Source organism: Variovorax paradoxus (assembly GCF_009498455.1).
In the GTDB taxonomy this organism is placed as follows: domain Bacteria; phylum Pseudomonadota; class Gammaproteobacteria; order Burkholderiales; family Burkholderiaceae_C; genus Variovorax; species Variovorax paradoxus_H.
Window position 1 is genome coordinate 1,746,486 of sequence record NZ_CP045644.1, and the last position, 20,964, is coordinate 1,767,449.

At 68.7% G+C, this 20,964-nt stretch carries 22 protein-coding genes; 9 read left to right on the top strand and 13 right to left on the bottom strand.

What is annotated here, in order from left to right:
* Positions 1–14 precede the first annotated feature (14 nt).
* From GFK26_RS07890 to GFK26_RS07930, 9 genes are all read left to right on the top strand, one after another.
* Positions 15–851 carry a FadR/GntR family transcriptional regulator gene (locus tag GFK26_RS07890; protein ID WP_228121942.1) on the top strand — a complete coding sequence of 279 codons (837 nt, stop codon included), beginning with the start codon at positions 15–17 and terminating at the stop codon, positions 849–851.
* Between the two features lie 157 nt (positions 852–1,008).
* Positions 1,009–2,340: an MFS transporter gene (locus GFK26_RS07895; RefSeq protein ID WP_153281512.1), complete on the top strand. Its 1,332-nt coding sequence runs from the start codon at positions 1,009–1,011 to the stop codon at positions 2,338–2,340.
* A 16-nt stretch (positions 2,341–2,356) separates the two neighbouring features.
* The gene (gene ltnD / locus GFK26_RS07900; RefSeq protein WP_153281513.1) at positions 2,357–3,286 is read left to right on the top strand and encodes an L-threonate dehydrogenase; all 930 of its coding nucleotides are present in this window, start codon (positions 2,357–2,359) and stop codon (positions 3,284–3,286) included.
* A gap of 41 nt (positions 3,287–3,327) precedes the next feature.
* Entirely contained in the window at positions 3,328–4,341 is a 1,014-nt protein-coding gene (denD, locus tag GFK26_RS07905; RefSeq protein WP_153281514.1) for a D-erythronate dehydrogenase, read from the top strand.
* Between the two features lie 3 nt (positions 4,342–4,344).
* Positions 4,345–5,616, top strand: a complete 1,272-nt coding sequence (gene otnK, locus GFK26_RS07910) for a 3-oxo-tetronate kinase (protein ID WP_153281515.1) — start codon at positions 4,345–4,347, stop codon at positions 5,614–5,616.
* On the top strand, positions 5,613–6,278 hold the full coding sequence (locus GFK26_RS07915; protein ID WP_153281516.1) for an aldolase: 666 nt from the start codon (positions 5,613–5,615) through the stop codon (positions 6,276–6,278). Before otnK ends, GFK26_RS07915 begins: the two co-directional genes overlap by 4 nt.
* A 12-nt stretch (positions 6,279–6,290) precedes the next feature.
* On the top strand, positions 6,291–7,109 hold the full coding sequence (gene otnI / locus GFK26_RS07920; RefSeq protein ID WP_153281517.1) for a 2-oxo-tetronate isomerase: 819 nt from the start codon (positions 6,291–6,293) through the stop codon (positions 7,107–7,109).
* Positions 7,106–8,311, top strand: a complete 1,206-nt coding sequence (locus GFK26_RS07925; protein ID WP_153281518.1) for an amidohydrolase family protein — start codon at positions 7,106–7,108, stop codon at positions 8,309–8,311. The genes otnI and GFK26_RS07925 overlap by 4 nt, the downstream gene beginning before the upstream one ends.
* Positions 8,308–8,775, top strand: coding sequence for a RidA family protein (locus GFK26_RS07930; protein WP_153281519.1), 468 nt, complete (start codon positions 8,308–8,310; stop codon positions 8,773–8,775). The genes GFK26_RS07925 and GFK26_RS07930 overlap by 4 nt, the downstream gene beginning before the upstream one ends.
* On the opposite strand, the gene GFK26_RS07935 is transcribed toward GFK26_RS07930, so the two are convergent.
* From GFK26_RS07935 to GFK26_RS07995, 13 genes are all read right to left on the bottom strand, one after another.
* On the bottom strand, positions 8,768–9,418 hold the full coding sequence (locus GFK26_RS07935; RefSeq protein WP_153281520.1) for a TetR family transcriptional regulator C-terminal domain-containing protein: 651 nt from the start codon (positions 9,416–9,418) through the stop codon (positions 8,768–8,770). The two genes, GFK26_RS07930 and GFK26_RS07935, sit on opposite strands and share 8 nt — an antisense overlap.
* On the bottom strand, positions 9,415–10,377 hold the full coding sequence (locus GFK26_RS07940; RefSeq protein ID WP_153281521.1) for a PDR/VanB family oxidoreductase: 963 nt from the start codon (positions 10,375–10,377) through the stop codon (positions 9,415–9,417). The genes GFK26_RS07935 and GFK26_RS07940 overlap by 4 nt, the downstream gene beginning before the upstream one ends.
* Positions 10,378–10,413: 36 nt before the next feature.
* The gene (locus tag GFK26_RS07945) at positions 10,414–11,004 is read right to left on the bottom strand and encodes an NAD(P)H-dependent oxidoreductase (RefSeq protein WP_153281522.1); all 591 of its coding nucleotides are present in this window, start codon (positions 11,002–11,004) and stop codon (positions 10,414–10,416) included.
* Positions 11,005–11,145: 141 nt separating this feature from the next.
* The gene (locus GFK26_RS07950; protein ID WP_153281523.1) at positions 11,146–12,174 is read right to left on the bottom strand and encodes an ABC transporter substrate-binding protein; all 1,029 of its coding nucleotides are present in this window, start codon (positions 12,172–12,174) and stop codon (positions 11,146–11,148) included.
* A gap of 59 nt (positions 12,175–12,233) precedes the next feature.
* On the bottom strand, positions 12,234–13,631 hold the full coding sequence (locus GFK26_RS07955; RefSeq protein ID WP_153281524.1) for an FAD-binding oxidoreductase: 1,398 nt from the start codon (positions 13,629–13,631) through the stop codon (positions 12,234–12,236).
* The gene (locus GFK26_RS07960; RefSeq protein WP_194274052.1) at positions 13,603–14,496 is read right to left on the bottom strand and encodes an ABC transporter permease; all 894 of its coding nucleotides are present in this window, start codon (positions 14,494–14,496) and stop codon (positions 13,603–13,605) included. Before GFK26_RS07960 ends, GFK26_RS07955 begins: the two co-directional genes overlap by 29 nt.
* Positions 14,474–15,283 (bottom strand): ABC transporter ATP-binding protein, encoded by an 810-nt coding sequence (locus tag GFK26_RS07965; protein ID WP_153281525.1) that lies wholly within the window; start codon positions 15,281–15,283, stop codon positions 14,474–14,476. Before GFK26_RS07965 ends, GFK26_RS07960 begins: the two co-directional genes overlap by 23 nt.
* A gap of 23 nt (positions 15,284–15,306) precedes the next feature.
* Complete coding sequence (locus tag GFK26_RS07970; RefSeq protein ID WP_153281526.1) at positions 15,307–16,128, bottom strand: creatininase family protein; 822 nt, start codon at positions 16,126–16,128, stop codon at positions 15,307–15,309.
* Between the two features lie 163 nt (positions 16,129–16,291).
* On the bottom strand, positions 16,292–17,917 hold the full coding sequence (locus tag GFK26_RS07975; protein ID WP_153281527.1) for an MFS transporter: 1,626 nt from the start codon (positions 17,915–17,917) through the stop codon (positions 16,292–16,294).
* A gap of 21 nt (positions 17,918–17,938) precedes the next feature.
* Positions 17,939–18,709: an amino acid ABC transporter permease gene (locus GFK26_RS07980; RefSeq protein WP_153281528.1), complete on the bottom strand. Its 771-nt coding sequence runs from the start codon at positions 18,707–18,709 to the stop codon at positions 17,939–17,941.
* 92 nt (positions 18,710–18,801) lie between these two features.
* Positions 18,802–19,566 (bottom strand): basic amino acid ABC transporter substrate-binding protein, encoded by a 765-nt coding sequence (locus GFK26_RS07985; protein ID WP_153281529.1) that lies wholly within the window; start codon positions 19,564–19,566, stop codon positions 18,802–18,804.
* Positions 19,567–19,646: 80 nt separating this feature from the next.
* Entirely contained in the window at positions 19,647–20,426 is a 780-nt protein-coding gene (locus GFK26_RS07990) for a hypothetical protein (protein WP_153281530.1), read from the bottom strand.
* Positions 20,423–20,899, bottom strand: a complete 477-nt coding sequence (locus GFK26_RS07995; RefSeq protein ID WP_153281531.1) for an Lrp/AsnC family transcriptional regulator — start codon at positions 20,897–20,899, stop codon at positions 20,423–20,425. The genes GFK26_RS07990 and GFK26_RS07995 overlap by 4 nt, the downstream gene beginning before the upstream one ends.
* Between the last annotated feature and the right edge of the window lie 65 nt (positions 20,900–20,964).

The window sequence follows — 20,964 nt, forward strand, 5'->3', positions numbered from 1 at the left end:
GCGAAGGCGCGGCCATGCGGCGTGACGGTGCGGTGCCTGCGTTAGAGTCGCAGACCCCACCGCCTCCCCGCGCCCATGACCCCCGTTTCCAGTCCCTTGCTCCCGCCGTCCGCCTGGCCGACCAGGTGGCGGATGCGCTCGTGGCCGAGGTGCGCAGCGGGCGCTTGTCGGAAGGCGACCGGCTGCCCACCGAGACGGCGTTGGCCACCCAGTTCGGCGTGAGCCGCACCGTGGTGCGCGAGGCGGTGTCGCGGCTCAAGTCGCTCGGGCTGGTCGATTCGCGGCAGGGCAGCGGCGTGTTCGTGCGCGCTGCCGGCGTGGAGCCTTTGCGCTTCGAGATGCCGCATGTGGCGTCGCGCGAAGCGGTGGTGCAGATGGTCGAGTTGCGCCGCGCGCTCGAGGCCGAGGTGGCCGCGCTCGCGGCCGAGCGCCGCACGCCCGAGGACATGCTGCGCATCCGCGACGCCATCGATGCGCTGCACGCGGCGGTGTCGATGGGCAGCAATGGCGCCGACGAAGACGTGCGCTTTCACCGCGCCATCGCCGAGGCCGCGCGCAACCCGTTCCTCATCGGCACGCTGCAGTACCTGCGGCAGTTCCTGCATGGCGCCACCCGCGTCACGCGCGCCAACGAGGCGCGCCGTGCCGACTTCGTGCGCGAAGTGGCGCAGGAGCACGCGCGCATCGTCGAGGCGATCGACGCCGGCGACCCGCTGGCGGCGCGCGAGGCCGCCAAGGCGCACATGGACAACGCCATCCGCCGCATCGAGCAGGCCGACCCGGCCTTCTGGCAGCAGGAAGGCGCCCAGCTCGCCCGACCCCTGGTCGAAGGCTGGCCTGCGGGCAAGTAAGCCCACGCTCACCATTTCTTGAAGAGATCGGAATGTGCGGGTTATCCCGTATCCGAGAGCTTGTCTTAAATTTGTATGATGACCTGACAAGTAAGGGGCGACCGCGCCGCAGGGTGACGGGACGACCCCGTTTTTTCATCCAGCGGACTCCCTCCCAATGACTTCCACCCTCCAGGCCGGCGCGCCTTCGGCCATGGCCGACCTGCCCGTCGATGCCGCGCTCGAGAAACGCGCCTACGCCAAGGTGTTCTGGCGCCTCGTGCCCTTCCTGATGCTCTGCTACGTGGTCGCGTACCTCGACCGCGTGAACGTCGGCTTCGCCAAGCTGCAGATGGGCGCGGACCTCGGCTTCAGCGAAACCGTGTTCGGCCTGGGCGCCGGCATCTTCTTTTTGGGCTACTTCCTGTTCGAGGTGCCGAGCAACCTGCTGCTGAACCGCGTGGGCGCCCGCGTGTGGATCGCGCGGATCATGATCACCTGGGGCCTGCTGTCGGCCTGCTTCGTGTTCGTGGAAGCGCCGACCAGCTTCTACATCCTGCGCTTCCTGCTCGGCGTGGCCGAGGCGGGCTTCTACCCCGGCGTGATCCTGTACCTGACGCACTGGTACCCGTCGCACCGGCGCGCGCGGATCATCGCGGTGTTCATGTCGGCGATTCCCGTGGCGGGCATCTTCGGCAACCCGCTGTCGGGCTGGATCATGGACGCCTTCCACGGCGTGTCGTCGATGCACGGCTGGCAGTGGATGTTCATCATCGAAGCCATTCCCGCCGTGCTGGTGGGCGTGATGGTGCTGCTCTACCTGGACAACGGCATCCAGCACGCACGCTGGCTCTCGCCCGAAGAAAAGCAGCTGCTGCAGCGTGAAGTCGCGCGCGACCAGGCGCACGGCGCCAAGGGCCCGCACTCGGTGGGCGCGATGTTCCGCGACGCGCGCGTGTGGTGGATGGCCCTCATCTACTTCGCCTTCGTCATGGGCCAGTACGCGCTGACCTTCTGGCTGCCGACTCTGGTCAAGGCCACGGGCGTGCAGGGCAACTTCAACATCGGCCTGCTGAGCGCCATTCCGTTCCTGTGCGCGATCGTCGCGATGAACCTCTTCGGCCGCAGTGCCGACGCGCGCCGCGAACGCCGCTGGCACCTGATCATTCCCGCGATGATGGGCGCCGTGGGCTTCACGGTCGCGGCCTCGTACACGCAGAACACGGTCGTGTCGCTGACCTTCCTGTCGCTCGCGGCAGCCGGCGTGCTCACCTGCGCGCCGCTGTTCTGGTCGCTGCCCACCGCCTTCCTCTCGGGCACGGCGGCAGCAGCGGGCATCGCGGTCATCAACTCGGTGGGCAACCTCGCGGGCTTCGTGAGCCCGTACCTCATCGGCTACCTGAAGGACCTCACGGGCAGCACGCAGATCGGCATGTACGTGCTGGCCGGCGCGTTGGTGCTCGGCGCCATCGGCGTGTGGCTCACGCCCAAGCAACTCGTCAACCGCTGATCGAAGGACGCACGACATGACTTCTTCTTCCAACACCCCCCCCGTCGTCGGCCTCGTGGGCCTGGGCGCCATGGGCAGCGGCATGGCGCAATCGCTGCGCCGCGCGGGCCATGCACCGCATGTGTTCGACGTGCGACCCGGCGTCGCCGAAGCCTTCGCGCGCGAAGGCGGCACCGCCTGCGACACGCTGGCCGCGCTCGGTGCGCAGTGCGACATCGTGGTCAGCGTGGTCGTCAACGCGGCGCAGACCGAATCGGTGCTGTTCGGCGACGGCACCACGCCCGGTTGCGCGGCGTCGATGAAGCCCGGCAGCCTGTTCGTGATGTGCTCCACCGTCGACCCGAACTGGTCGGTGGCGCTCGAAGCGCGCCTGGCGCAGCAGGGCATCCTGTACCTCGACGCGCCGATTTCCGGCGGCGCTGCCAAGGCCGCGAGCGGCCAGATGACGATGATGACCGCCGGCACGCCCGCGGCGTACGAGAAGGCCGGCGCGATGCTCGACGCGATGGCCGCCAAGGTCTACCGCCTGGGCGATTCGGCCGGTGCGGGCAGCAAGGTGAAGGTCATCAACCAGCTGCTGGCCGGCGTGCACATCGCCGCCGCGGCCGAAGCCATGGCGCTCGGCCTGCGCGAAGGCGTGAACCCCGACGCGCTGTACGAGGTCATCACCCACAGCGCCGGCAACAGCTGGATGTTCGAGAACCGCATGGCCCACGTGCTCGCGGGCGACTACACGCCGCTGTCGGCCGTCGACATCTTCGTGAAGGACCTGGGCCTGGTGCTCGACGTGGCGCGCGCCAGCAAGTTTCCGCTGCCGCTGTCGTCCACCGCGCACCAGATGTTCATGCAGGCCTCCACGGCCGGCTTTGCGCGCGAAGACGACAGCGCGGTCATCAAGATCTTCCCGGGCATCGAATTGCCTGCTGCGAAAGAATCGAAGAAATAGCATCGAGCGTTGCGCTCCACCGATCAGGAAAGACACACACCATGAACGTTCTCATCACCGGCGGCTGCGGCTTCCTCGGCGCCCGCCTCGCCCGCACCCTGCTCGCCGGCGGCCCGCTCGCACTGGCCGGCGGCCAGCCCCGGGACATCGCGCGCATCACGCTCGCCGACCGCGTGCCGCCGCCCGCCGACCTCGCAGCCGACGCGCGCATCCAGTTCGTGCAGGGCGACCTCTACGAGCAGGCCGCCAACGGCGCATTGCCGCTGGCCGACACCGACGCCGTGTTCCACCTCGCCGCCGCCGTGAGCGGCGAGTGCGAGGCCGACTTCGACCTCGGCATGCGCAGCAACCTCGACACCACGCGCGCCCTGCTCGACGCCTGCCGCAGCGCCGGTCATGCGCCCGTGTTCGTGTTCTCCAGCTCCGTCGCCGTGTTCGGCGATTCGCCCGAGCAGCGCCTGCCTGCGGTGATCGAAGACACCACGCTGCCCACGCCGCAGAACAGCTACGGCATCCAGAAGTTCATCGGCGAGCAGCTCGTGGCCGACTACACGCGCAAGGGCTTCGTGCAGGGCCGCAACGTGCGGCTCATGACGGTGTCGGTGCGCCCGGGCCGCCCGAACGGCGCGGCCTCCAGCTTCCTGAGCGGCATGCTGCGCGAGCCGCTGGCCGGCGTGCGCGCACGCTGCCCCGTGGCGCCCGAGACGCCGGTCGCGCTGGCTTCGCCCGGCAACACCGTCGCCGGCATCGTGCGCGCGGCCACCGCCAGCGCCACCGAATGGGGCGCGCGCACCGCCATCAACCTGCCCGCGCTGACCACCACCGTGCGCGAGATGGCGCAGGCGCTCGAGCGCATCGCCGGCACCGAGGCCACCGCCCTCATCGACTGGGAGCCCGACGCCGCCATCGCGAAGATCGTCACCAGCTGGCCCAGCCGCATCCACGCCGCGCGCGCCGACGCGCTGGGCCTGAAGGCCGACGCCAGCTTCGACGCCATCCTGCGCGACTACGTGCGCGAGAACGCACAGGCGGTCACGCTGCCGCTGAAGGGCTGAGCGATGGCGAAGCTTGTGCTCGGCTGCATCGCCGACGACTTCACCGGCGCCACCGACCTGGCCAACAACCTCGTGCGCGCCGGCATGCGCGTGGTGCAGACCATCGGCGTGCCCGCCGGTCCGCTCGATGCCGACGTGGATGCGGTCGTGGTCGCGCTCAAGTCGCGCACCATCGCGCCGGCCGACGCCATCGCGCAGTCGCTCGACGCGCTGCGCTGGCTGCAGGCGCAGGGCGCGCAGCAGATCTACTTCAAGTACTGCTCGACCTTCGACAGCACGGCCCAAGGCAACATCGGCCCCGTGACCGAGGCGCTGATGGACGCGCTGTCATGCGACTTCACCATCGCCACGCCCGCCTTCCCCGACAACAAGCGCACCGTGTTCAAGGGCTACCTGTTCGCGGGCGACGTGCTGCTCAACGAGAGCGGCATGCAGAACCATCCGCTCACGCCGATGACGGACCCGAACCTCGTGCGCGTGCTGCAGGCGCAGTGCACGCGCAAGGTGGGCCTGATCGACCACGCGGTGGTCGCACGCGGCGCAGCGGCCATCGAAGAACGCATCGCGCAATTGAAGGCCGAAGGCGTGACCATCGCGATCGTCGATGCGGTCTCGAACGACGACCTGCTGCGCATGGGCCCGGCGCTCGCGAAGCTGCCGCTGCTCACGGCGGGCTCGGGCGTGGCCATCGGCCTGCCGGCCAACTTCGGCCTCGCGCCGTCGTCGCAGGCCAGCGCGTTGCCGAAGGCCGGCGGCAAGACGGCGGTGGTGTCGGGCAGCTGCTCGCTCGCCACCAACCGGCAGGTGCTCGACTTCATCCAGCGCGGCGGCGCGGCCATGGCCATCGACCCGCTGCGCATCGCGGCGGGCGTGGACGTGGCGGCCGAAGTGCTGGCCTGGGCCGCACCGCTGATCGACAAGGGTTCGGTGCTCGTCTACTCGACCGCCGAAGCCGGCGCCGTGAAGTCGGTGCAGGGACGGCTCGGCGTGGAAGAAGCCGGTGCCATGGTCGAGCGCACCATCGCCGCCATTGCGCGCGGCCTGGTCGAGCGCGGCGTGCACCAGCTGGTGGTGGCCGGCGGCGAAACCTCGGGCGCCTGCGTGCAGGCGCTGGGCATCGCGCAGATGCAGATCGGTCCGCAGATCGACCCCGGCGTGCCGTGGTGCCATGCGCGCTCCGATGCCGCGCCCGACGCCGGGCTGCACATCACGTTGAAGTCGGGCAACTTCGGCAGCGACGATTTCTTCACCAAAGCTTTTACAGTGCTCGCATGACCGAGAACGAAGCCCGCGACGAAATCTGCCGTGTCGGCCGCAGCCTGTTCGAACGCGGCTACGTGCATGCCACGGCCGGCAACATCAGCGTGCGGCTGGACGACGGCTTTCTCATCACGCCGACCGATGCCTGCCTGGGTTTTCTCGACCCCGCGCGGCTCGCACGGCTCGATGCCCAAGGCCAGCAGACCGGCGGCGACCGCGCCAGCAAGACCATCGCGCTGCACACGCGCATCTACGCCGCCGCGCGCGCGTTCGATGCCGGCACGGCCTGCGTGATCCACACGCACAGCACGCACTGCGTCGCCCTGACCTTGGGCAACCCGCAAGCCGAACTGCTGCCCGCGCTCACGCCCTACTTCGTGATGAAGGTCGGCCATGTGCCGGTCATTGCGTACCACCGCCCCGGCGCGCCCGAGGCGGCCGAGCAGGTGGCACACACCATCGCGCGCTACGGCGCGGCCGGCACGCCGATCCGCGCCGCGATGCTCGCGCGCCTGGGCCCCAACGTCTGGCACGAGACGCCGGCCGCCGCGATGGCCGTGCTCGAAGAGCTGGAAGAAACCGCACGCCTGCAGATGCTCACGCAGGCCACCCGGCCTGCACCGCTCGCCCCCGATCAGATCGATGAACTGCGCCGCACTTTCGGTGCGCGCTGGTAGTACAAACACCCCATGCCCCAATTTGCCGCCAACCTCTCGATGCTCTACCCGGAGCTCGCATTTCTCGACCGCTTCGACGCCGCCGCGAAAGACGGCTTCCAGGCCGTCGAGTACCTCTTCCCCTACGACTTCAGCAAAGAAGAGATCGTTGCGCGCCTGAAGCACAACGGCCTGCAGCAGGTGCTGTTCAACGGCCCGCCCGGCGACTGGGCCGGCGGCGAGCGCGGCTTGGCCTGCCTGCCGGGGCGCGAGGGCGAGTTCCGCGAAGGCATCGCCAAGGCCATCGACTACGCCGTGGCACTCGACTGCCCGCGCATCCACGTCATGGCGGGCCTGGTGCCCGACAACCTTGCACGCGACGCCGCAGAAGCTGTCTATGTCGAGAACTTGCGCTGGGCCGCGGCCGAGGCCGCGAAGGCTGGGCGCGACGTGCTGATCGAGCCGATCAACACGCGCGACATTCCGCGCTTCTTTCTCAACCGGCAAGACCACGCGCACCAGATCGTCGAGACCGTCGGCGCCGCGAACCTCAAGGTGCAGATGGACCTGTACCACTGCCAGATCGTCGAAGGCGACGTGGCGATGAATCTGCGCCAGTACCTGCCGACCGGCCGCGTCGGCCACCTGCAGATCGCGGGCGTGCCCGAGCGCCACGAGCCCGATGTCGGCGAGCAGAACTACGACTACCTCTTCGGCGTGATCGACGAGGTGGCGGCGCAGTGCGGCTGGCAGGGCTGGGTCGGTTGCGAGTACCGCCCGCGCCGCGGCATGGAACCCGGCGGCACCTCGGCCGGCCTGGGCTGGCTGCGCGACTGGCGCCAGCGCGCATGACGACGCTCGAAGCGCTGCGCATCCCGATGCCGCTGCGTGGCTTTGCGGCCGTGGGCAATGCGCAGGTCTTCGACGTCACGATCGACGGCGACACGGTCGCGGCCATCGTGCCCAGTGCGTCGCAGACGCAAGCGCGCGGCACGTTGCTGAGCGCGCTCGTCGAGGCGCACGCGCACATCGACAAGAACTTCACCGTCCAGGACGTCGGCGCCGCGCAGGGCGACCTGTTCACCGCCATCGAGCGCATGGGCCGTCACCGCGCGAGCTGGACCGGCGCCTCGCTGCGCCTGCGCATGGAGCGTGCGTTGCACGAGGCCTGGCGCGCCGGCACGCGCGCGCTGCGCACGCACCTCGACTGGGTCGAGCCCGAGCCGCCGGCCGCGCTGGCCGTGTTCGAGGCGCTGCGCGAAGAGTGGGCCGGCCGCATCGAACTGCAGTTCGTCGCGCTCGTGCCGCTCGACGTGTTCGCCGACCTCTCGGCCGGCGAGCGCATCGCGCGCGACGTGAAGCGCGCGGGGGGCGCGCTGGGCGCTTTCGTCTACCGCAACGGAGGATTGGTCCCCAAGCTGGGCCGCGTATTCGACCTCGCGCAGCAGCACGGGTTGACGCTCGACTTCCATGTCGACGAAGGCCTGGACACCGACGCCAGCGGCCTGCGCAGCATTTCGCAGCTGGTGCGCGCGCGCGACTTCAAGGGCCGCGTGGTCTGCGGCCACGCCTGCTCGCTCTCGGTGCAGGACGATGCGGTGGCCGCCGAAACGCTCACGCTGTGCGCCGGCGCCGGGCTGCACCTGGTCGCGCTGCCGACCACCAACCTCTACCTGCAGGGCGCGTGGGACCGCACGCCCGTGGCGCGCGGCATCACGCGCATCCGCGAGGCCGCCGCGCACGGCCTGCGCGCGAGCCTGGCCACCGACAACGTGCAGGACGCCTTCTATCCCTACGGCAGCTACGACCTGCTCGAGACCTTCGGCCTCGGCGTGCAGATGGCGCACCTCGCGCCCGCCGCCGACTGGCTCGACACGATCACCGTGAACCCCGCGAAGGCGCTGGGGCTCGCGTGGGACGGCCGGCTCGCGCCGGGCTGCCCGGCCGACCTGGTGGTGCTGGCCGCCACCGACGAACACGAACTCATCGGCCCGCGCGGCCGCCTGCGCAGCGTCTACCGCGCGGGTCAACTTCTGGAGCCGACAACACCATGAGCATGGGCAAGCCGATGGCCAACTATGCCGCCGCCAAGCGCGTCGGCGATTTCGTCTTCATGAGCGGCGTGGTCGCCGTCGACCCGGCCACGCGCCGCGCGGTGGCCGGCTACGACGCCATTCCCGAAGAAGCCCGCACCGCGTTGCAAGGCGTGGGCTATGCCACGGGCCAGATGTCGGTCGACATCTTCGAGGCGCCCATCGTGGCGCAGAGCTGGTTCGTGCTCGAGCGCATCCGCCAGATCGCGGCCGAGCACGGCGGCACCATGGAAGACGTGGTGAAGCTGGTGCAGTACTTCCGCCACCTGCCGCACTACGCGTTCTACAACCGTGTGCGCGGCCTGTTCTACCCGGGCGAGCCGCCGGTGAGCACGGTGGTCGAGGTGTCGCGCTTCCTGCCGGGCGACGAGGTGCTCGTCGAGGTGGAAGCGACGATGTTCCTGCCCCTGCGCGGCGCTACCTGACGCCTGCGCCTTTCAAAAGAAACTCCGTCACCTGCTCGATGAGGTAGCGGCGGTCCTTGTCGTCACCCTCTTGTGCGGCGCTGCGGTAGTAGGCGGCCTGCGTCGCGTGGTCGGCGTAGAACTGCGTCACGGCCCAGATGTGGAACAGCACCAGCATCGGGTCGGCTGTGTCCATCAGGCCCTGGTTCATCCAGTTCTGGATCACGGCGGCGGCCTGGTCGGTGCGCTGCTTGCTCGTGTCCATCATGTTGTTGATGACGGGCGCGCCGCGCATCATCTCGGCCGTGAAGATGCGCGAGCGCAGCGGGTGCTCGAACGAGAACATCATCTTGCGCTGGATCAGGTCGCCCAGCACCTTGCGCGGGCCGAAGGCCTCGTCGCTGAAGCCGAACACCACGATCCAGTCGGTGAGGATGTCCTGCAGCACCTGGCGGTACAGCGCTTCCTTGCTCTCGATGTAGTAGTGCAGCTGGGCCTTCGACAGCCCCGCCTTGTCGGCGATGGCCTGCGTCGACGCGCCGGCCAGCCCTTCGCTCGCGAACACTTCGATGGCGGCCTGGTTGATGAGGCCGAGCACCTGCGTGTACTTGCGCGAACGCCCGCGCGTGGCGGGTGCTTCGCTGTCGGTGTCGCTCACGCTCACAGCTGCAACACCAGGTCGGGGCCCTTGGCGCGCGAGCAGCACAGTGCAACCTTGGTACGCCGCTCGGTGCCCGTGAGGCAGAAGTCGCGGTGCTCGGCGCCGTCGCCATCGCCCTCGACCACGCAGGTGCCGCACAGGCCCTGCTGGCACGACACGGGAATGTCGATGCCGACTTCGTGCAATGCATCGACCGCGGTCTGGTCGGCCGCCACCGGCACCTCGATGCCGCGCCGCGCCAGCTTCAGCGTGAAGGGCAGGCCCGTGGTGGCGGCGGCCGTGCCGGTGGGCGCGGCGAAGTACTCGGTGTGCAGCGCGTCTTCGGGCCAGTGCGCGGCGGCCTCGCGCACCGCCTGCATGAAGCCGCCGGGGCCGCACACGTACAGGTGCGTGTCGGGCGCGCGGTCGGCCAGCAGCGCGCGCAGGTCGATGCGTTGCGTCGCGTCACCCTGGTCGAGGTGCAGCTTCAGATGTGGGGCCAGCGCGGGCGCATACAGCGCCTCGGCAAAGGCCAGGTGCTCCTCGCTGCGTGCGAACACGCACAGCGTGAAGTCGGCGCCGCGCGCGGCCAGCGCCTGCGCCATCGCCAGCAGCGGCGTCATGCCGATGCCGCCGGCCAGCAGCAGGTGGCGGCGAGCTTCGGCGCGCAGCGGGAAGGTGTTGCGCGGCGCGCTGATCGCAATCAGGTCGCCCTCGCGCACGCGCTCGTGCATCGAGGCCGAGCCGCCGCGGCTCGCGTGTTCGCGCTTCACGCCGATCACGTAAGAGCCCGTGCCCGAGGGCGCGCGCGCCAGTGAATACTGGCGCGAGAAACCGCCGGGCATGTGCACGTCGATGTGCGCGCCGGCCTCGTAGCCGGGCAGCGCGCGGCCCCACGGATGCGTCAGCTCGAAGGCCAAAATTTCCGGCGTCTGGCGCGAGATGCGTTCGACGCGGACGGTCAGGGTGCGTTCGAGGCTCATGGTGTCTGTCTCCCTGCTTGCTTGCTTGTTTGTGGGCTATATGTTGTGCAGCGTGCGCGCCACGCGCGCGATGAAATGGGTGCGGTCGCGGTCGGTGACGGCGTTCATGTCGTGCAGCTGCAGCCATGTGACCTTGCAGCGCCACGCGAACAGCGCCCGCAGCGCGCGTGTGAACAGCCGCCGCCCCGGGTCGCCGATGGCCATCACGAACCAGCGCGGCGAGCCGCCCGTGGTCACCACCGTCAGCCGGCGGATGTGCCGCATGCCCGACTTCGCGAGTTGTCCCTTGCGCTCCGCGGGCAGGAAGGCCACGCCCGGCAGCCACACGCGCTCGAGCCAGCCCTTGAGCATGGACGGTGGTCCATGGAACCAGGTGGGATAGACGAACACCAGGTGCTCGGCCCACAGCAGCGCTTCGACGTGGGGTTTCACGCGTTCGCGGATCAGTTCGGGGTTGTCGAGGTAGGCGATGCGCTCTTCGCGTGTCAGCGTCGGGTCGAAGCCTTCGGCGTACAGGTCGATGGCCCGCACGGGATGGCGAGGCTGCAGCGCGTCGAGGGCGGTGCGGTAGAGCGCGTGGTTGAAGCTGTCAGGATTCGGATGGCAATGGACGACGAGCGTTTTCATGGTTCGGGCCGGTTCGCCTGTTCGGCGAGACGGGGTCAGAGCCCAGGGATAAAAGGCCGCGCGTGCCTTATGGCAAACCCAGGCGCCGGCATCTGACCCCGGCGCAAGCCCCGCGCGACCCACGGGAAAAAACGAAATGAATTACTTGCCGGCGAGCTTCTTGCGAACGTCGACACCGACGCCCTTGTTGACGAACTGCGTGCTCACGACCTTCGACAGGTCGATCTCGCCGGGCTTGTAGAGGCCGGCCTTGACCATCTTGTCGTAGAAGTCCTTCACGCGCGCTTCGTCCATGGCGCCGATGCCCTTGGTGAGCGAGTCGCCGCTGTCCACGATGCCCATCTTCTTGATGAGATCGATGGAGCCCTGCAGCGCGGCCGGCGTGGCGTCGGGGTTGGTCTTGGCCATGAGCTCGTTGGCGGCCTTGTTGTCGCCGTAGAGGTAGTTGTTCCAGCCGATGATCGAGGCCTCGATGAACTTGCGCACCGTCTCGGGCTTGGTCTTGATGAGATCGGCGCGGGTCTCGATGGTGGTGGCGTAGGTCGAGAAACCGTGGTCGGCCAGCAGGTGCACCACGGGGTCGAAGCCGGCCTGCGCCTTGATCGACAGCGGCTCCGAGATGGCGTAGCCCTGTTGAATGGACTTCTTGTCGGCCAGGAACGGGCCGACGTTGAAGGTGTAGGGCTTGAGCTGCGCATCCTTGAAGCCGTGCTCCGACTTCATCCACTGCCAGAAGCTGAACTGGCCGTCCTTGCCGATGAAGGCCACGGGCGCCTTGGTCATGTCCTTGAAGCTGTCGTAGCCCTGGCCCGGGTGCGCGAACATGGCCTGCGGGTCTTTCTGGAAGATGGCCGCGACCACCACGGTGGGCACGCCGTTCTTCACGTTGTCGAACGACTGCAGCAGGTTGCCGGTCATCAGGAAGTCGACCTTGCCGGCCGGCAGCATGGGCCGGTTGTTGACCATCGGGCCGCCCTGCATGATTTCCACGTCCAGGCCGTACTTCTTGTAGGTGCCGTCCACCAGCGCCTGGTAGAAGCCGCCGTGGCCGGCCTGCGCCTTCCAGTTGGTGGCGAACACCACTTTTTCCTGGGCATGTGCGGCGAGGGCAGCACCTGCAAGGGCCAGGCCGAAGGCCAGCGGCCGGAGAGAGAAAGCGGGGATGCGCATGGGGACGGACTCCTGTGGAGGTTGGGGTGGGGACGGGATGCGAAGACTAAATGTTTTTCTCAACGCTCGACGGCCATGTCGGGCGTCCAGCCGCGCGTTTTTCCGGGGTTCATCAAACCCATCGGATCGCTGCGCTTCTTGAACTCGATCTGCTGCGTGTCGATGGTCTTCATGCCGCCGTCCTCGATGGTGAAGACGTGCGGGTTGAAGATCTGCGCGCCGCCCTGCGACTCGATCTCGCGCATCACCTCGTACTGGTGGGCCTCGCCCTTCCAGCGCACGAGCAGGATGCCGAAGGTGCCGCATTCGCCGTTGGCGCGTGCGAAGTCCTGGTGCTGCAGCACGTCGTCACCGAAGATCTGCAGATGGCGCTCGACCACGGCCGGATCGAAGGGCTGGGCGTAGGCCACCTGCAGGTAGGTCCAGCTGCGGTCGGCCTTCAGCGCCTGCAGCGTCGTGTGGTTGAAGGCGCACTCGTAGGCCGGCGGCAGGCCGGCGGCCAGCAGCTCGTCTTCGGTGCCAGCCACCGAGATGGTGCCGCCGTGCGCCGCGGCCAGCGCGCGAAAGCCCGCCAGCGTGTCGGGCGACACCATGGTGAACACGGCATGCCGGTCGGGCGGAAAGTGCTCGCCCATGGCCGTGTAGTAGGGCGAGAAGCGCGCCTCCACGGTCGAGAGCAGAAACAAATCGAACTCGGGCGCCTGTGCGGCAATGCCGAAGTCGAGCGCACCGCGGTACGTTTCGAACAGCACCGTGCAGTGCACCCAGTCGACCGCCGGGCTCAGCGCCACTTCGACGTCGAGGATCACGCCGTTGGTGCCGTAGGCGTGGTGCACCTGCTGGATCTCGTCGCCCACCAGCTCGATGACGCGCGGCTCGCGCTCCACCGTCATCACGCGCGCGCGCAGCAGGTTGCCGGGGTCGCGCAGGATGCCGTGGCGGAACGAGCCGATGCCGCCGAAGCCGCCCGCAATGAAGCCGCCGATGCTGGCCACGTGCCAGGTCGAGGGCCACATGCGCAGGGCCTGACCCGTCTCGCGCGCGGCCAGGTCGATGTCGTGCATGCGCGCGCCGGCCTCGACGCGGATGCGGCCGTCGGCCAGGTCGAGCACGCGGCACATCTGCGTCACGTCGAGCACGAGGCCGCCTTCGAGCGGCACGCACTGGCCGTAGTTGCCGGTGCCGCCCGCGCGCACGGTGAGCGGCAGCTTCCACTTGGCGGCCACGGCCGCGGCTTGGCGCACGTCGTCCTCGGTGCTGACCTTGACCACGAGGTCGGCCACGCAGCCCGCGAGCTGCGCCGTGAGGATCGGGCTGTACCAGTAGAAGTCTTTGGACAGCTGCTTGCGCTGGCTGGGCGTGGCGATCACGTTCAGGCCGCGCAGGTCCTCGCGCACGGCATCCCAGTCGACCGCGGACAGCGGGGTTCTAGCGTTCACGGCGCATTTCGCTTTCATGCCAGTGGCCGAGCACCAGCCGCGACAGGGCGGCGAACACGATGAAGATCACGATGCCCAGCAGAGACACCAGCAGCAGCGCCGCGAACATCATCGGGATCTCGGTGCGGAAGCTCGACTCGAGGATGCGCGAGGCCAGCCCCGTCTCCTTGCCCGCCGTGCCGGCCGTGAACTCGGCCACCACCGCGCCGATCAGGCTCAGGCCGCCGGCGATCTTCAGGCCCGCCATGAAGTACGGCAGCGCGCTGGGCGCGAGCAGGTAGCGGAAGGTCTGCCAGGGCGAGGCCTTGTACAGCTGGAACAAATCGCGCAGGTTGCTGTCGGCGCTCTTCAGGCCGATGACGGTGTTCGACAGGATTGGGAAGAAGGCCACGATCCACGCGCACAGCAAGAGCGCCGCGGTGGTGCTCGACACGTAGATCAGGATGAGCGGCGCGATCGCGATGATCGGCGTCACCTGCAGGATCACGGCGATCGGGAACAGGCCGATCTCCACCCACTTGAACAGCGCGAACGCAATCGCCAGCAGCACGCCGCCGACGATGGCGGCGCCCAGCGCGAGCAGCGTGAGCTTCACCGTGAACCACAGCGCGCCCGAGAGCGAACCCCAGTTGTCGAACAGCGTGCGCAGGATGAGCGAGGGCGCCGGCAGGATGTAGTGCGGGATGTCGTTGGCGCGCACCATCCACTCCCACACCAGCAGCAGCGCGGCGACGATGACGACCGGCACGACGACGCGCAGCGTCGACTCGCGCCGGCGCAGCTTGTCTTCGTGCGCGCGCAGCGTCTCGGCGGACGGCGTGGCTTCGTGGGCGGTGGTGGTGTCGAGGGGCATCACGGTTTCAATGGTCGATGTCGAGGCCATGGAGCGCTCCGTGCAGAGAGTGTGAAACGGCGGTGCAGTGCGCGTTGTAGCGGCTGGAGGTGCGGAAGGCTTCGCCGCGCGGGTAGGGCTCGTCGATGGCGATCTCGTCGATCACGCGGCCCGGGCGCGCCGCCATCACGACGATGCGGTTCGACAGATACACCGACTCGTACACGCTGTGCGTGACGAACACGATCGAGAAGCGGTGCTCGCGCCAGATGGCCAGCAGGTCGTTGTTGAGCTTGATGCGCGTCATTTCGTCGAGCGCGGCAAAGGGCTCGTCCATGAGCAGCAGGCGCGGGTGCGTGACCAGCGCGCGCGCAATCGACACGCGCATCTTCATGCCGCCCGAGAGCTCGCGCGGGTACACATCGGCAAAGCGCGACAGGCCCACCAGCTCCAGCACCTGCTGCACCACCGGCGCGGCTTCGTCGCGGCCCATGCCCGCCAGCTTGAGCGGCAGCCAGACGTTGTCGAACACCTTGGTCCAGGGCATGAGCGTGGGCTCCTGGAACACGAAGCCCAGGTCGCGGTCGCTCTTGCTGTCCTTCGCGGTGCCGGTGTTGGCGCCTGACCATTGCATGTCGCCCGAGCTGATGCGGGTGAGCCCGGCGATCAGCCGCAGCGCGGTGCTCTTTCCGCAGCCCGAGGGGCCGAGGAAGCTGACGAAGTCGTGCTCGCCGATGTCGAGCGTCATGCCCTGCAGGGCGAGCGTGCCGTTGGCGAATCGCTTGCCGACGTTGCGAAGGCGGACCAGCGGCGGCGTGGATGGCGTGGTGCTTTCCATGGGACTCCTTGTGCAGCCGGGGCTCAGCGCCAGGCGGGAACGTTGGCCAGCCGCTCCATCGGGAAGCGGTCGATCTCGTGCAGCAGTTCGACGAAGCGTTGGCCCACGTGGTCGAGCACCGCGGCGCCTTTTTCGGCCGTGGCGCGCGTGGCATCGCCGGCGGCGCCGGCCGGGTTGATGTCGTGCATCTGCCAGCCGAGTTTGCCGCTGGGCGTGATCGACAGGAACTTGTTTTCGGCGGCCATCTGCTCGGTCAGGGAGCTGAAGTTCTGGAACTGGTCGCGGCGCACGTAGTCGGGCGTGAGGTGCAGCATCACCGAGCTTTCGAGGTCGCCCGCGTGGATGCCGTGCTTGCCTTCATGCGCGGTGAACAGGCCTTCGGGCAGGCCCAGCGTGTACCAGTTGGCGGCCACGACCATCATGTCGTGTTCTTCGCGCAGGTCGCGCGCCACGATGTCCATGACGCTCATCTGGCCGCCGTGGCTGTTGTAGAGCACCAGCTTGCGCACGCCGGCCTTGGCGACGCAGGCGCCGACGTCCTTCCACAGCGAGATCAGCGTGTTCGCCGACACCGTGAGCGTGCCCGGGTAGCGCGAGTGCTCGTTGCTCTTGCCGTAGGGCACGGTGGGCAGGAACAGCACCGGCAGGTCGTCGGGCAGGTAGGGCAGGCTGGCCTGCACCATGCCGTCGATGGTGGCGGTGTCGGTCGACATCGGCAGGTGGGGGCCGTGCTGTTCGGTCGCCCCCACCGGCAGCACGGCGATGAGCCGTTCGCGGTCGAGGCGGGAGAACTCTTCACTGGTCAGGTCGGACCAGAAGCGGCTGCGCAACGGGGGCGGATTCATCGTGGCAAACCTCGTGACAACGGTGGGAGGGTCTAAATTATCCGTCTGGTCAAAAAAAGTAGACCATGCGTGGATACCCTTGCCCAGCCGCTTGCAAGCGGCATGCCAGCAAAACAATGCAGGTGGTCAAAACACCTGAGTAGGGCCCGCCCGGCCCGTGGTGTCAGCGGCGCACCACGAAGCGCGTGATCACCGGCGCCGTTTCGCCGAGGTGGAACGCCAGCCGGCGTTCGCGCAGCGCCATGTCGGCGGCGGTGGCGCGGTTGAAGCGGCGCAGGTGGTCGGTCCACGACTCGTCGACGATCTGCTCCACGTAGCGCTCGGGCTGCGCGATGTCGTGCAGCAGTTCCCAGCCGATGGCGCCCTGGCCCAGGCGCGCGCGCCGGGTCTGCTGCATCACGAGGTGGAAGGCGGCGGCGCGCGACGGGTCGATGAGGTACTCGACCGTGATCACCACGCGGCCGTCTTCCTGCGGCGCCTCGGCCGGCGGGCCGGTGGCCCAGCCGGCCTGGGCGGGACGCACGTCGTCCTCGCCGCTCACGTCGGTCACCCAGCGGATGGCCGCCAGCATCAGCAGCGTGCCGCTCACGGCGGCGATGGCCAGGCTCAGCGTCAGCGACGTGACGGTGGCCACCTGGCCCCACAGCGCCGCGCCGATCGCGCTCGCACCCATGATCGCCATCTGGTAGGTCGACATGCCGCGCGCGCGCACCCAGTCGGGCAGCGCGAGCTGGGCCGACACCGACAGCGAGTTGGCCACCGTGATCCACGCCATGCCGCCGAAGAACATCGCCGGCACCGCGACCCAGGCGTTGGGCGCCACGGCCATCACGGCGGTGGCGGCCGACTGCAGCATGGCGCCGCGCAGCACCAGCTGGTCGCGCCCGAGCGCCTGGCGCAGGCGCGGCAGAAAGAGCACCGCGATGATCGCGCCCGTGCCCATGGCGGCCAGCAGCAGCGTGAAGGTGCCAGCACCGCCGCCCTCGAGGTTGCGCGCCAGCAGCGGCAGCAGCGCCAGCAGCGCGGTCGAGTGGAAGAAGAAGAGCGACACGCGCGTGAGCACCGCCCGCATGCGCTGCGACTGGCGCACGAACTGCACGCCCACGCGCATCGCGCTGATGAGCTTCTCGCGGCCCAGCGGGTTGGGCGTGTGCTCGCGGCGCCAGCGCAGCACCACGAAGCCCGAGGCCACCGACAGCACCGCGTTGAGCGCGAACACCCACACGCTGCCCGCGCTCGCGATCAGCATGCCGGCCGTGAGCGGGCCGACGATGCGCGAGGCGTTCATGGCGATGCCGTTCAGGCCCAGCGCCGCCGGCAGTTGCTGGCGCGGCACCAGCTCGGGCACGATGGCCGAGAACACCGGCCAGCGCAGCGCCAGCCCGATGCCGTTGGCGAAGGTGAGCGCCAGCAAAAGCGGCGCGGTCATCACGTCGAGTGCGATGGCGGCGCACAGCACGACGGCGGTGCCGGCCAGCCAGAACTGCGTGGCCACCAGCCAGCGCCGGCGGTCGAGGATGTCGGCCAGCGCGCCGCTCGGAAGGCCGAGCAGGAACACCGGCAAGGTGGAGGCCGACTGCACCAGCGCCACCCAGATCGGCGAGGAGGTGAGCGAGGTCATCATCCACGCCGCCGCCACATCGTTCATCCACATGCAGATGTTGGCGATGAGCCAGGTGCTCCACAGCATGCGGAACACGGGGAGCTTCAGGGGCTCGAGCGCCGCGAGGTTCGAGGGCTGCGGCTTGGCCGGCGGGAGGGGTGTCTCTTCGGGGGATATGGGCGGCATGTCGCGCTATTGTGGCGCGGCTCAGCCTCTGTCGCTGCGGGCGAGGCGATGCTCGAGGCGGCGCAGCAGCGTCGTCAGCACCAGCGTCATCACCCAGTACACGACCGAGATCGCGAGGTACGGTTCCCAGTAGCGCGCATACGCGCCGGCCACGGTGCGCGCGGCATAGGCCAGTTCGGCCAGGCCGATGGCCGACACGAGCGAGGTGTCCTTGAGCAGTGCGATCGCGTTGTTGCCCAGCGGCGGCAGCATGCGGCGAAACGCCTGCGGCAGCACCACGTAGCGCATCACCTGCGCAGGGCTGAAGCCCAGCGAGCGGCCGGCGTCGAACTGCCCGCGCGAGATCGACTGGATGCCGGCCCGGAACACTTCGGAGATGTAGGCCGCCGAATTCAGCGTGAGCGCGACCACGCCCGAGATGAGCGCGCCGTGCTCCTGCTTGAGCGTGCGCGCCAGGTCGCCGTCGATGAGCAGGCCCGTGCTCGGATGGATGAACACCGGCATCACCGCGAAGTGGATCAGCAGGATCTGCACGAACAGCGGCGTGCCCCGGAAGAAGCTCACGTACACCGTGGCGGGCCAGCGCAGGAACACGCGCGTGAGCCAGGTCCACGGCGCATGGCGCGCCTGCGCCAGCCGCGCGAGCGCCAGGCACAGGCCCCAGCTCGCGCCCAGCAGCACGCAGACCACGGTCATGCGCAGCGTCATCCAGGCGCCCTGCCAGAACAGGTCCTTGTATTCCACGAGGATGTCCCAGCGGAACCATCCGAAAAGCAGCACTGGTTGTTCCATGCTTGCGTCCTCCACTCTGTCTATCTGTCTGTCTTCGAAAAAAACGAAACGGCCGCGTGAGGGCGGCCGTGTTCAGGAAAATGCCGTGCGGCTCAGCGCACGTTCGGGTCCTTGTTGAACCACTTCTTGTAGATCGTCACGTAGCTGCCGTCGGCGCGGATGGCCGCCAGGCCGGCGCTGAGCTTGTCGAGCAGCGCCTTGTCGCCCTTCTTCACGACGATGCCGAAGCCTTCTTCGGGGAAGGACTTGTCGTCGAGCGTCTTCAGCTCGGCGTGCTGCGCCACGCGGTAGGCGATCACGCCGTTGTCGCCCATGGCGGCATCGACGCCGCCGCCGGCCAGCTCGGAAATGATGAGCGGCGTGCTCTCGAAGCGGCGGATGTTGGGGCTGGTCTTGCCGAACTCGCGCGAGGCGATGTCGTCGGCGGTGGAGGCGCTGACCACGGCGATCTTCTTGCCCGTGAGGTCCTTCAGCGAGGTGACGGTGCTGTTCTTCGGCAGCGCGATGAGCTGGCGCGCCGCGAAGTACGGCGGCGTGAAGTCGTAGCTCTGCTTGCGCTTCTCGTTGATGGTGACGCCCGAGATCACCAGGTCGACGTCGCCATTGTTCAGCGCGCCGAAGATGCCGGTGAAGGGCGTGTTGACGACCTTGATCTTCAGGCCCTGCTGCTTGGCGATGGCGTTGATGATGTCGATGTCGAAGCCGACGATCTGCTTGTCCTTGTTCTCGAAGGCAAACGGCGCGTAGGTGGCGCTGGAGGCCACGGTGAGTTCGCGGTTCTGGGCTTGGGCCTGGGCACCGAAGGTGAGCGAAGCGGCTGCGAGGCCGAGGGCCAGGGCGCGGCGGAGGGAGTTCATTCGGGGTCCTTGTGTCTTGCCGCCCGGCGGGAAGCGGTGGGCGAGCATTTTAGGTGGTCGCTATCGGGACCCCTTGCCGGTTACCGGGCGAACAGGAAGTAGAGCGCGACCGCCACCACCGCCACGACGGCGATCACCTTGCCCGCGCGGGGCGAACCCGAAGCGCTGGACGCGCCCGTGCTGTGCCACGTCACGGTGCGGGTATGCACCGTCTTCGTGTGGCCGTCGCTGCTGCTGCGCTCGGTGCGGGTGTGCACCGATTTCGTGTGGCCGCCGCTGCCGCGTTCCGTGCGGGCGAGCGCGTCGGCCACGACCTGCCGGCCTTCCGGCGAGATCGCGGACATCGGCGTGGCGAGCGCCTGCAGCTGCGCGGGCGTCAGCACGCCGGTGCGCACGGCCCAGGCCAGCGTGGCGGCCGGCGAAGCGGGCGCGGCCCATTCGGGTTCCTGTTCGGGCAGCAGGCTGCGGGCCTGGAAGTGCTGCACGGGGTCGATCAGCTGCAGCGCCTGCAACTGGTCGAGCGCGCTGTCGGTCACGCCGTCTTCGAGGCGGTGAGCCATGAGGCCGATCTCGAACAGCACCCAGGCCGGCGCCTGCCCGCTGACCATGGCCACCGCGTTCGCCACGGTGCGGTGCGCCTCGTCTTCCGCGCCGGGGGCGGCACGGGCGCGCAGGCCCGGCAGTGCGTCCGCCGCGACGATGTCCTTGGCGGCGGCCCAGCCCAGCGCTTCGCTCGGGGTGCGCAGCGCGGTGTTCGGCAGGTCGGGGTGCGCGAGCGCCTGCGCGTGTTCCGCGTCGGTCAGCAGGCCCAGGGTGTGCAGGTGCGACAGGGCCAGCAGGCGGTTTTCTTCGAGAGTCATCGGGCCAAGTGTCCCAGAGGCAGCGCGCTGTTGGCCTTTACTTCGCCCAGCGAGAAGCTGGTGTGCAGGTCTTTCACGTTCGGCAGGTTCATGAGGTTCTGCCGCGCGAAGGCCGAGAAACCGTTCAGGTCCTGGGCCACCACCTGCAGCTCGAAGGTGCCGGTGCCGCTGATGTAGTGGCAGGCCACGACCTCGGGCATCTTGCGGATCGCGTCTTCGAGCTTGCGCGTGGCTTCGTGGGTGACGCGCTCGGTGTCCACGCGCACGAAAGCGAGCACGCCCAGCCCGATCTTGTGGCGGTCGATCTCGGCGCGGTAGCCCTTGATGAAGCCGGCGTCTTCGAGTGCGCGCACGCGGCGCCAGCAGGGCGCCGCCGACAGGCCCACGCGCTGCGCCAGCTCGGCGTTCGTGAGGCGGCCGTCGGTCTGCAGTTCTTGCAGGATAGCGAGGTCGAACTTGTCAATGCTTTCCATGGGGGTAGATGTTAAGCAAGATTCTTTCTGTACACGGCTTTTTTGGGGCAAAAAACGCAAACACC

Excerpts from the sequence above, each read along its gene's own strand:
- ltnD (WP_153281513.1), top strand. The coding sequence starts at position 2,357 with ATGACTTCTTCTTCCAACACCCCCCCCGTCGTCGGCCTCGTGGGCCTG.
- GFK26_RS07895 (WP_153281512.1), top strand. The coding sequence starts at position 1,009 with ATGACTTCCACCCTCCAGGCCGGCGCGCCTTCGGCCATGGCCGACCTG.
- GFK26_RS07925 (WP_153281518.1), top strand. The coding sequence starts at position 7,106 with ATGACGACGCTCGAAGCGCTGCGCATCCCGATGCCGCTGCGTGGCTTT.
- GFK26_RS07940 (WP_153281521.1), bottom strand. The coding sequence starts at position 10,377 with ATGAGCCTCGAACGCACCCTGACCGTCCGCGTCGAACGCATCTCGCGC.
- GFK26_RS07965 (WP_153281525.1), bottom strand. The coding sequence starts at position 15,283 with ATGGAAAGCACCACGCCATCCACGCCGCCGCTGGTCCGCCTTCGCAAC.
- GFK26_RS07970 (WP_153281526.1), bottom strand. The coding sequence starts at position 16,128 with ATGAATCCGCCCCCGTTGCGCAGCCGCTTCTGGTCCGACCTGACCAGT.
- GFK26_RS07980 (WP_153281528.1), bottom strand. The coding sequence starts at position 18,709 with ATGGAACAACCAGTGCTGCTTTTCGGATGGTTCCGCTGGGACATCCTC.
- GFK26_RS07960 (WP_194274052.1), bottom strand. The coding sequence starts at position 14,496 with ATGGCCTCGACATCGACCATTGAAACCGTGATGCCCCTCGACACCACC.
- GFK26_RS07915 (WP_153281516.1), top strand. The coding sequence starts at position 5,613 with ATGACCGAGAACGAAGCCCGCGACGAAATCTGCCGTGTCGGCCGCAGC.
- GFK26_RS07930 (WP_153281519.1), top strand. The coding sequence starts at position 8,308 with ATGAGCATGGGCAAGCCGATGGCCAACTATGCCGCCGCCAAGCGCGTC.
- GFK26_RS07990 (WP_153281530.1), bottom strand. The coding sequence starts at position 20,426 with ATGACTCTCGAAGAAAACCGCCTGCTGGCCCTGTCGCACCTGCACACC.
- GFK26_RS07945 (WP_153281522.1), bottom strand. The coding sequence starts at position 11,004 with ATGAAAACGCTCGTCGTCCATTGCCATCCGAATCCTGACAGCTTCAAC.
- GFK26_RS07955 (WP_153281524.1), bottom strand. The coding sequence starts at position 13,631 with ATGAAAGCGAAATGCGCCGTGAACGCTAGAACCCCGCTGTCCGCGGTC.
- GFK26_RS07995 (WP_153281531.1), bottom strand. The coding sequence starts at position 20,899 with ATGGAAAGCATTGACAAGTTCGACCTCGCTATCCTGCAAGAACTGCAG.
- denD (WP_153281514.1), top strand. The coding sequence starts at position 3,328 with ATGAACGTTCTCATCACCGGCGGCTGCGGCTTCCTCGGCGCCCGCCTC.
- GFK26_RS07975 (WP_153281527.1), bottom strand. The coding sequence starts at position 17,917 with ATGCCGCCCATATCCCCCGAAGAGACACCCCTCCCGCCGGCCAAGCCG.
- GFK26_RS07890 (WP_228121942.1), top strand. The coding sequence starts at position 15 with ATGCGGCGTGACGGTGCGGTGCCTGCGTTAGAGTCGCAGACCCCACCG.
- GFK26_RS07985 (WP_153281529.1), bottom strand. The coding sequence starts at position 19,566 with ATGAACTCCCTCCGCCGCGCCCTGGCCCTCGGCCTCGCAGCCGCTTCG.
- otnK (WP_153281515.1), top strand. The coding sequence starts at position 4,345 with ATGGCGAAGCTTGTGCTCGGCTGCATCGCCGACGACTTCACCGGCGCC.
- otnI (WP_153281517.1), top strand. The coding sequence starts at position 6,291 with ATGCCCCAATTTGCCGCCAACCTCTCGATGCTCTACCCGGAGCTCGCA.
- GFK26_RS07950 (WP_153281523.1), bottom strand. The coding sequence starts at position 12,174 with ATGCGCATCCCCGCTTTCTCTCTCCGGCCGCTGGCCTTCGGCCTGGCC.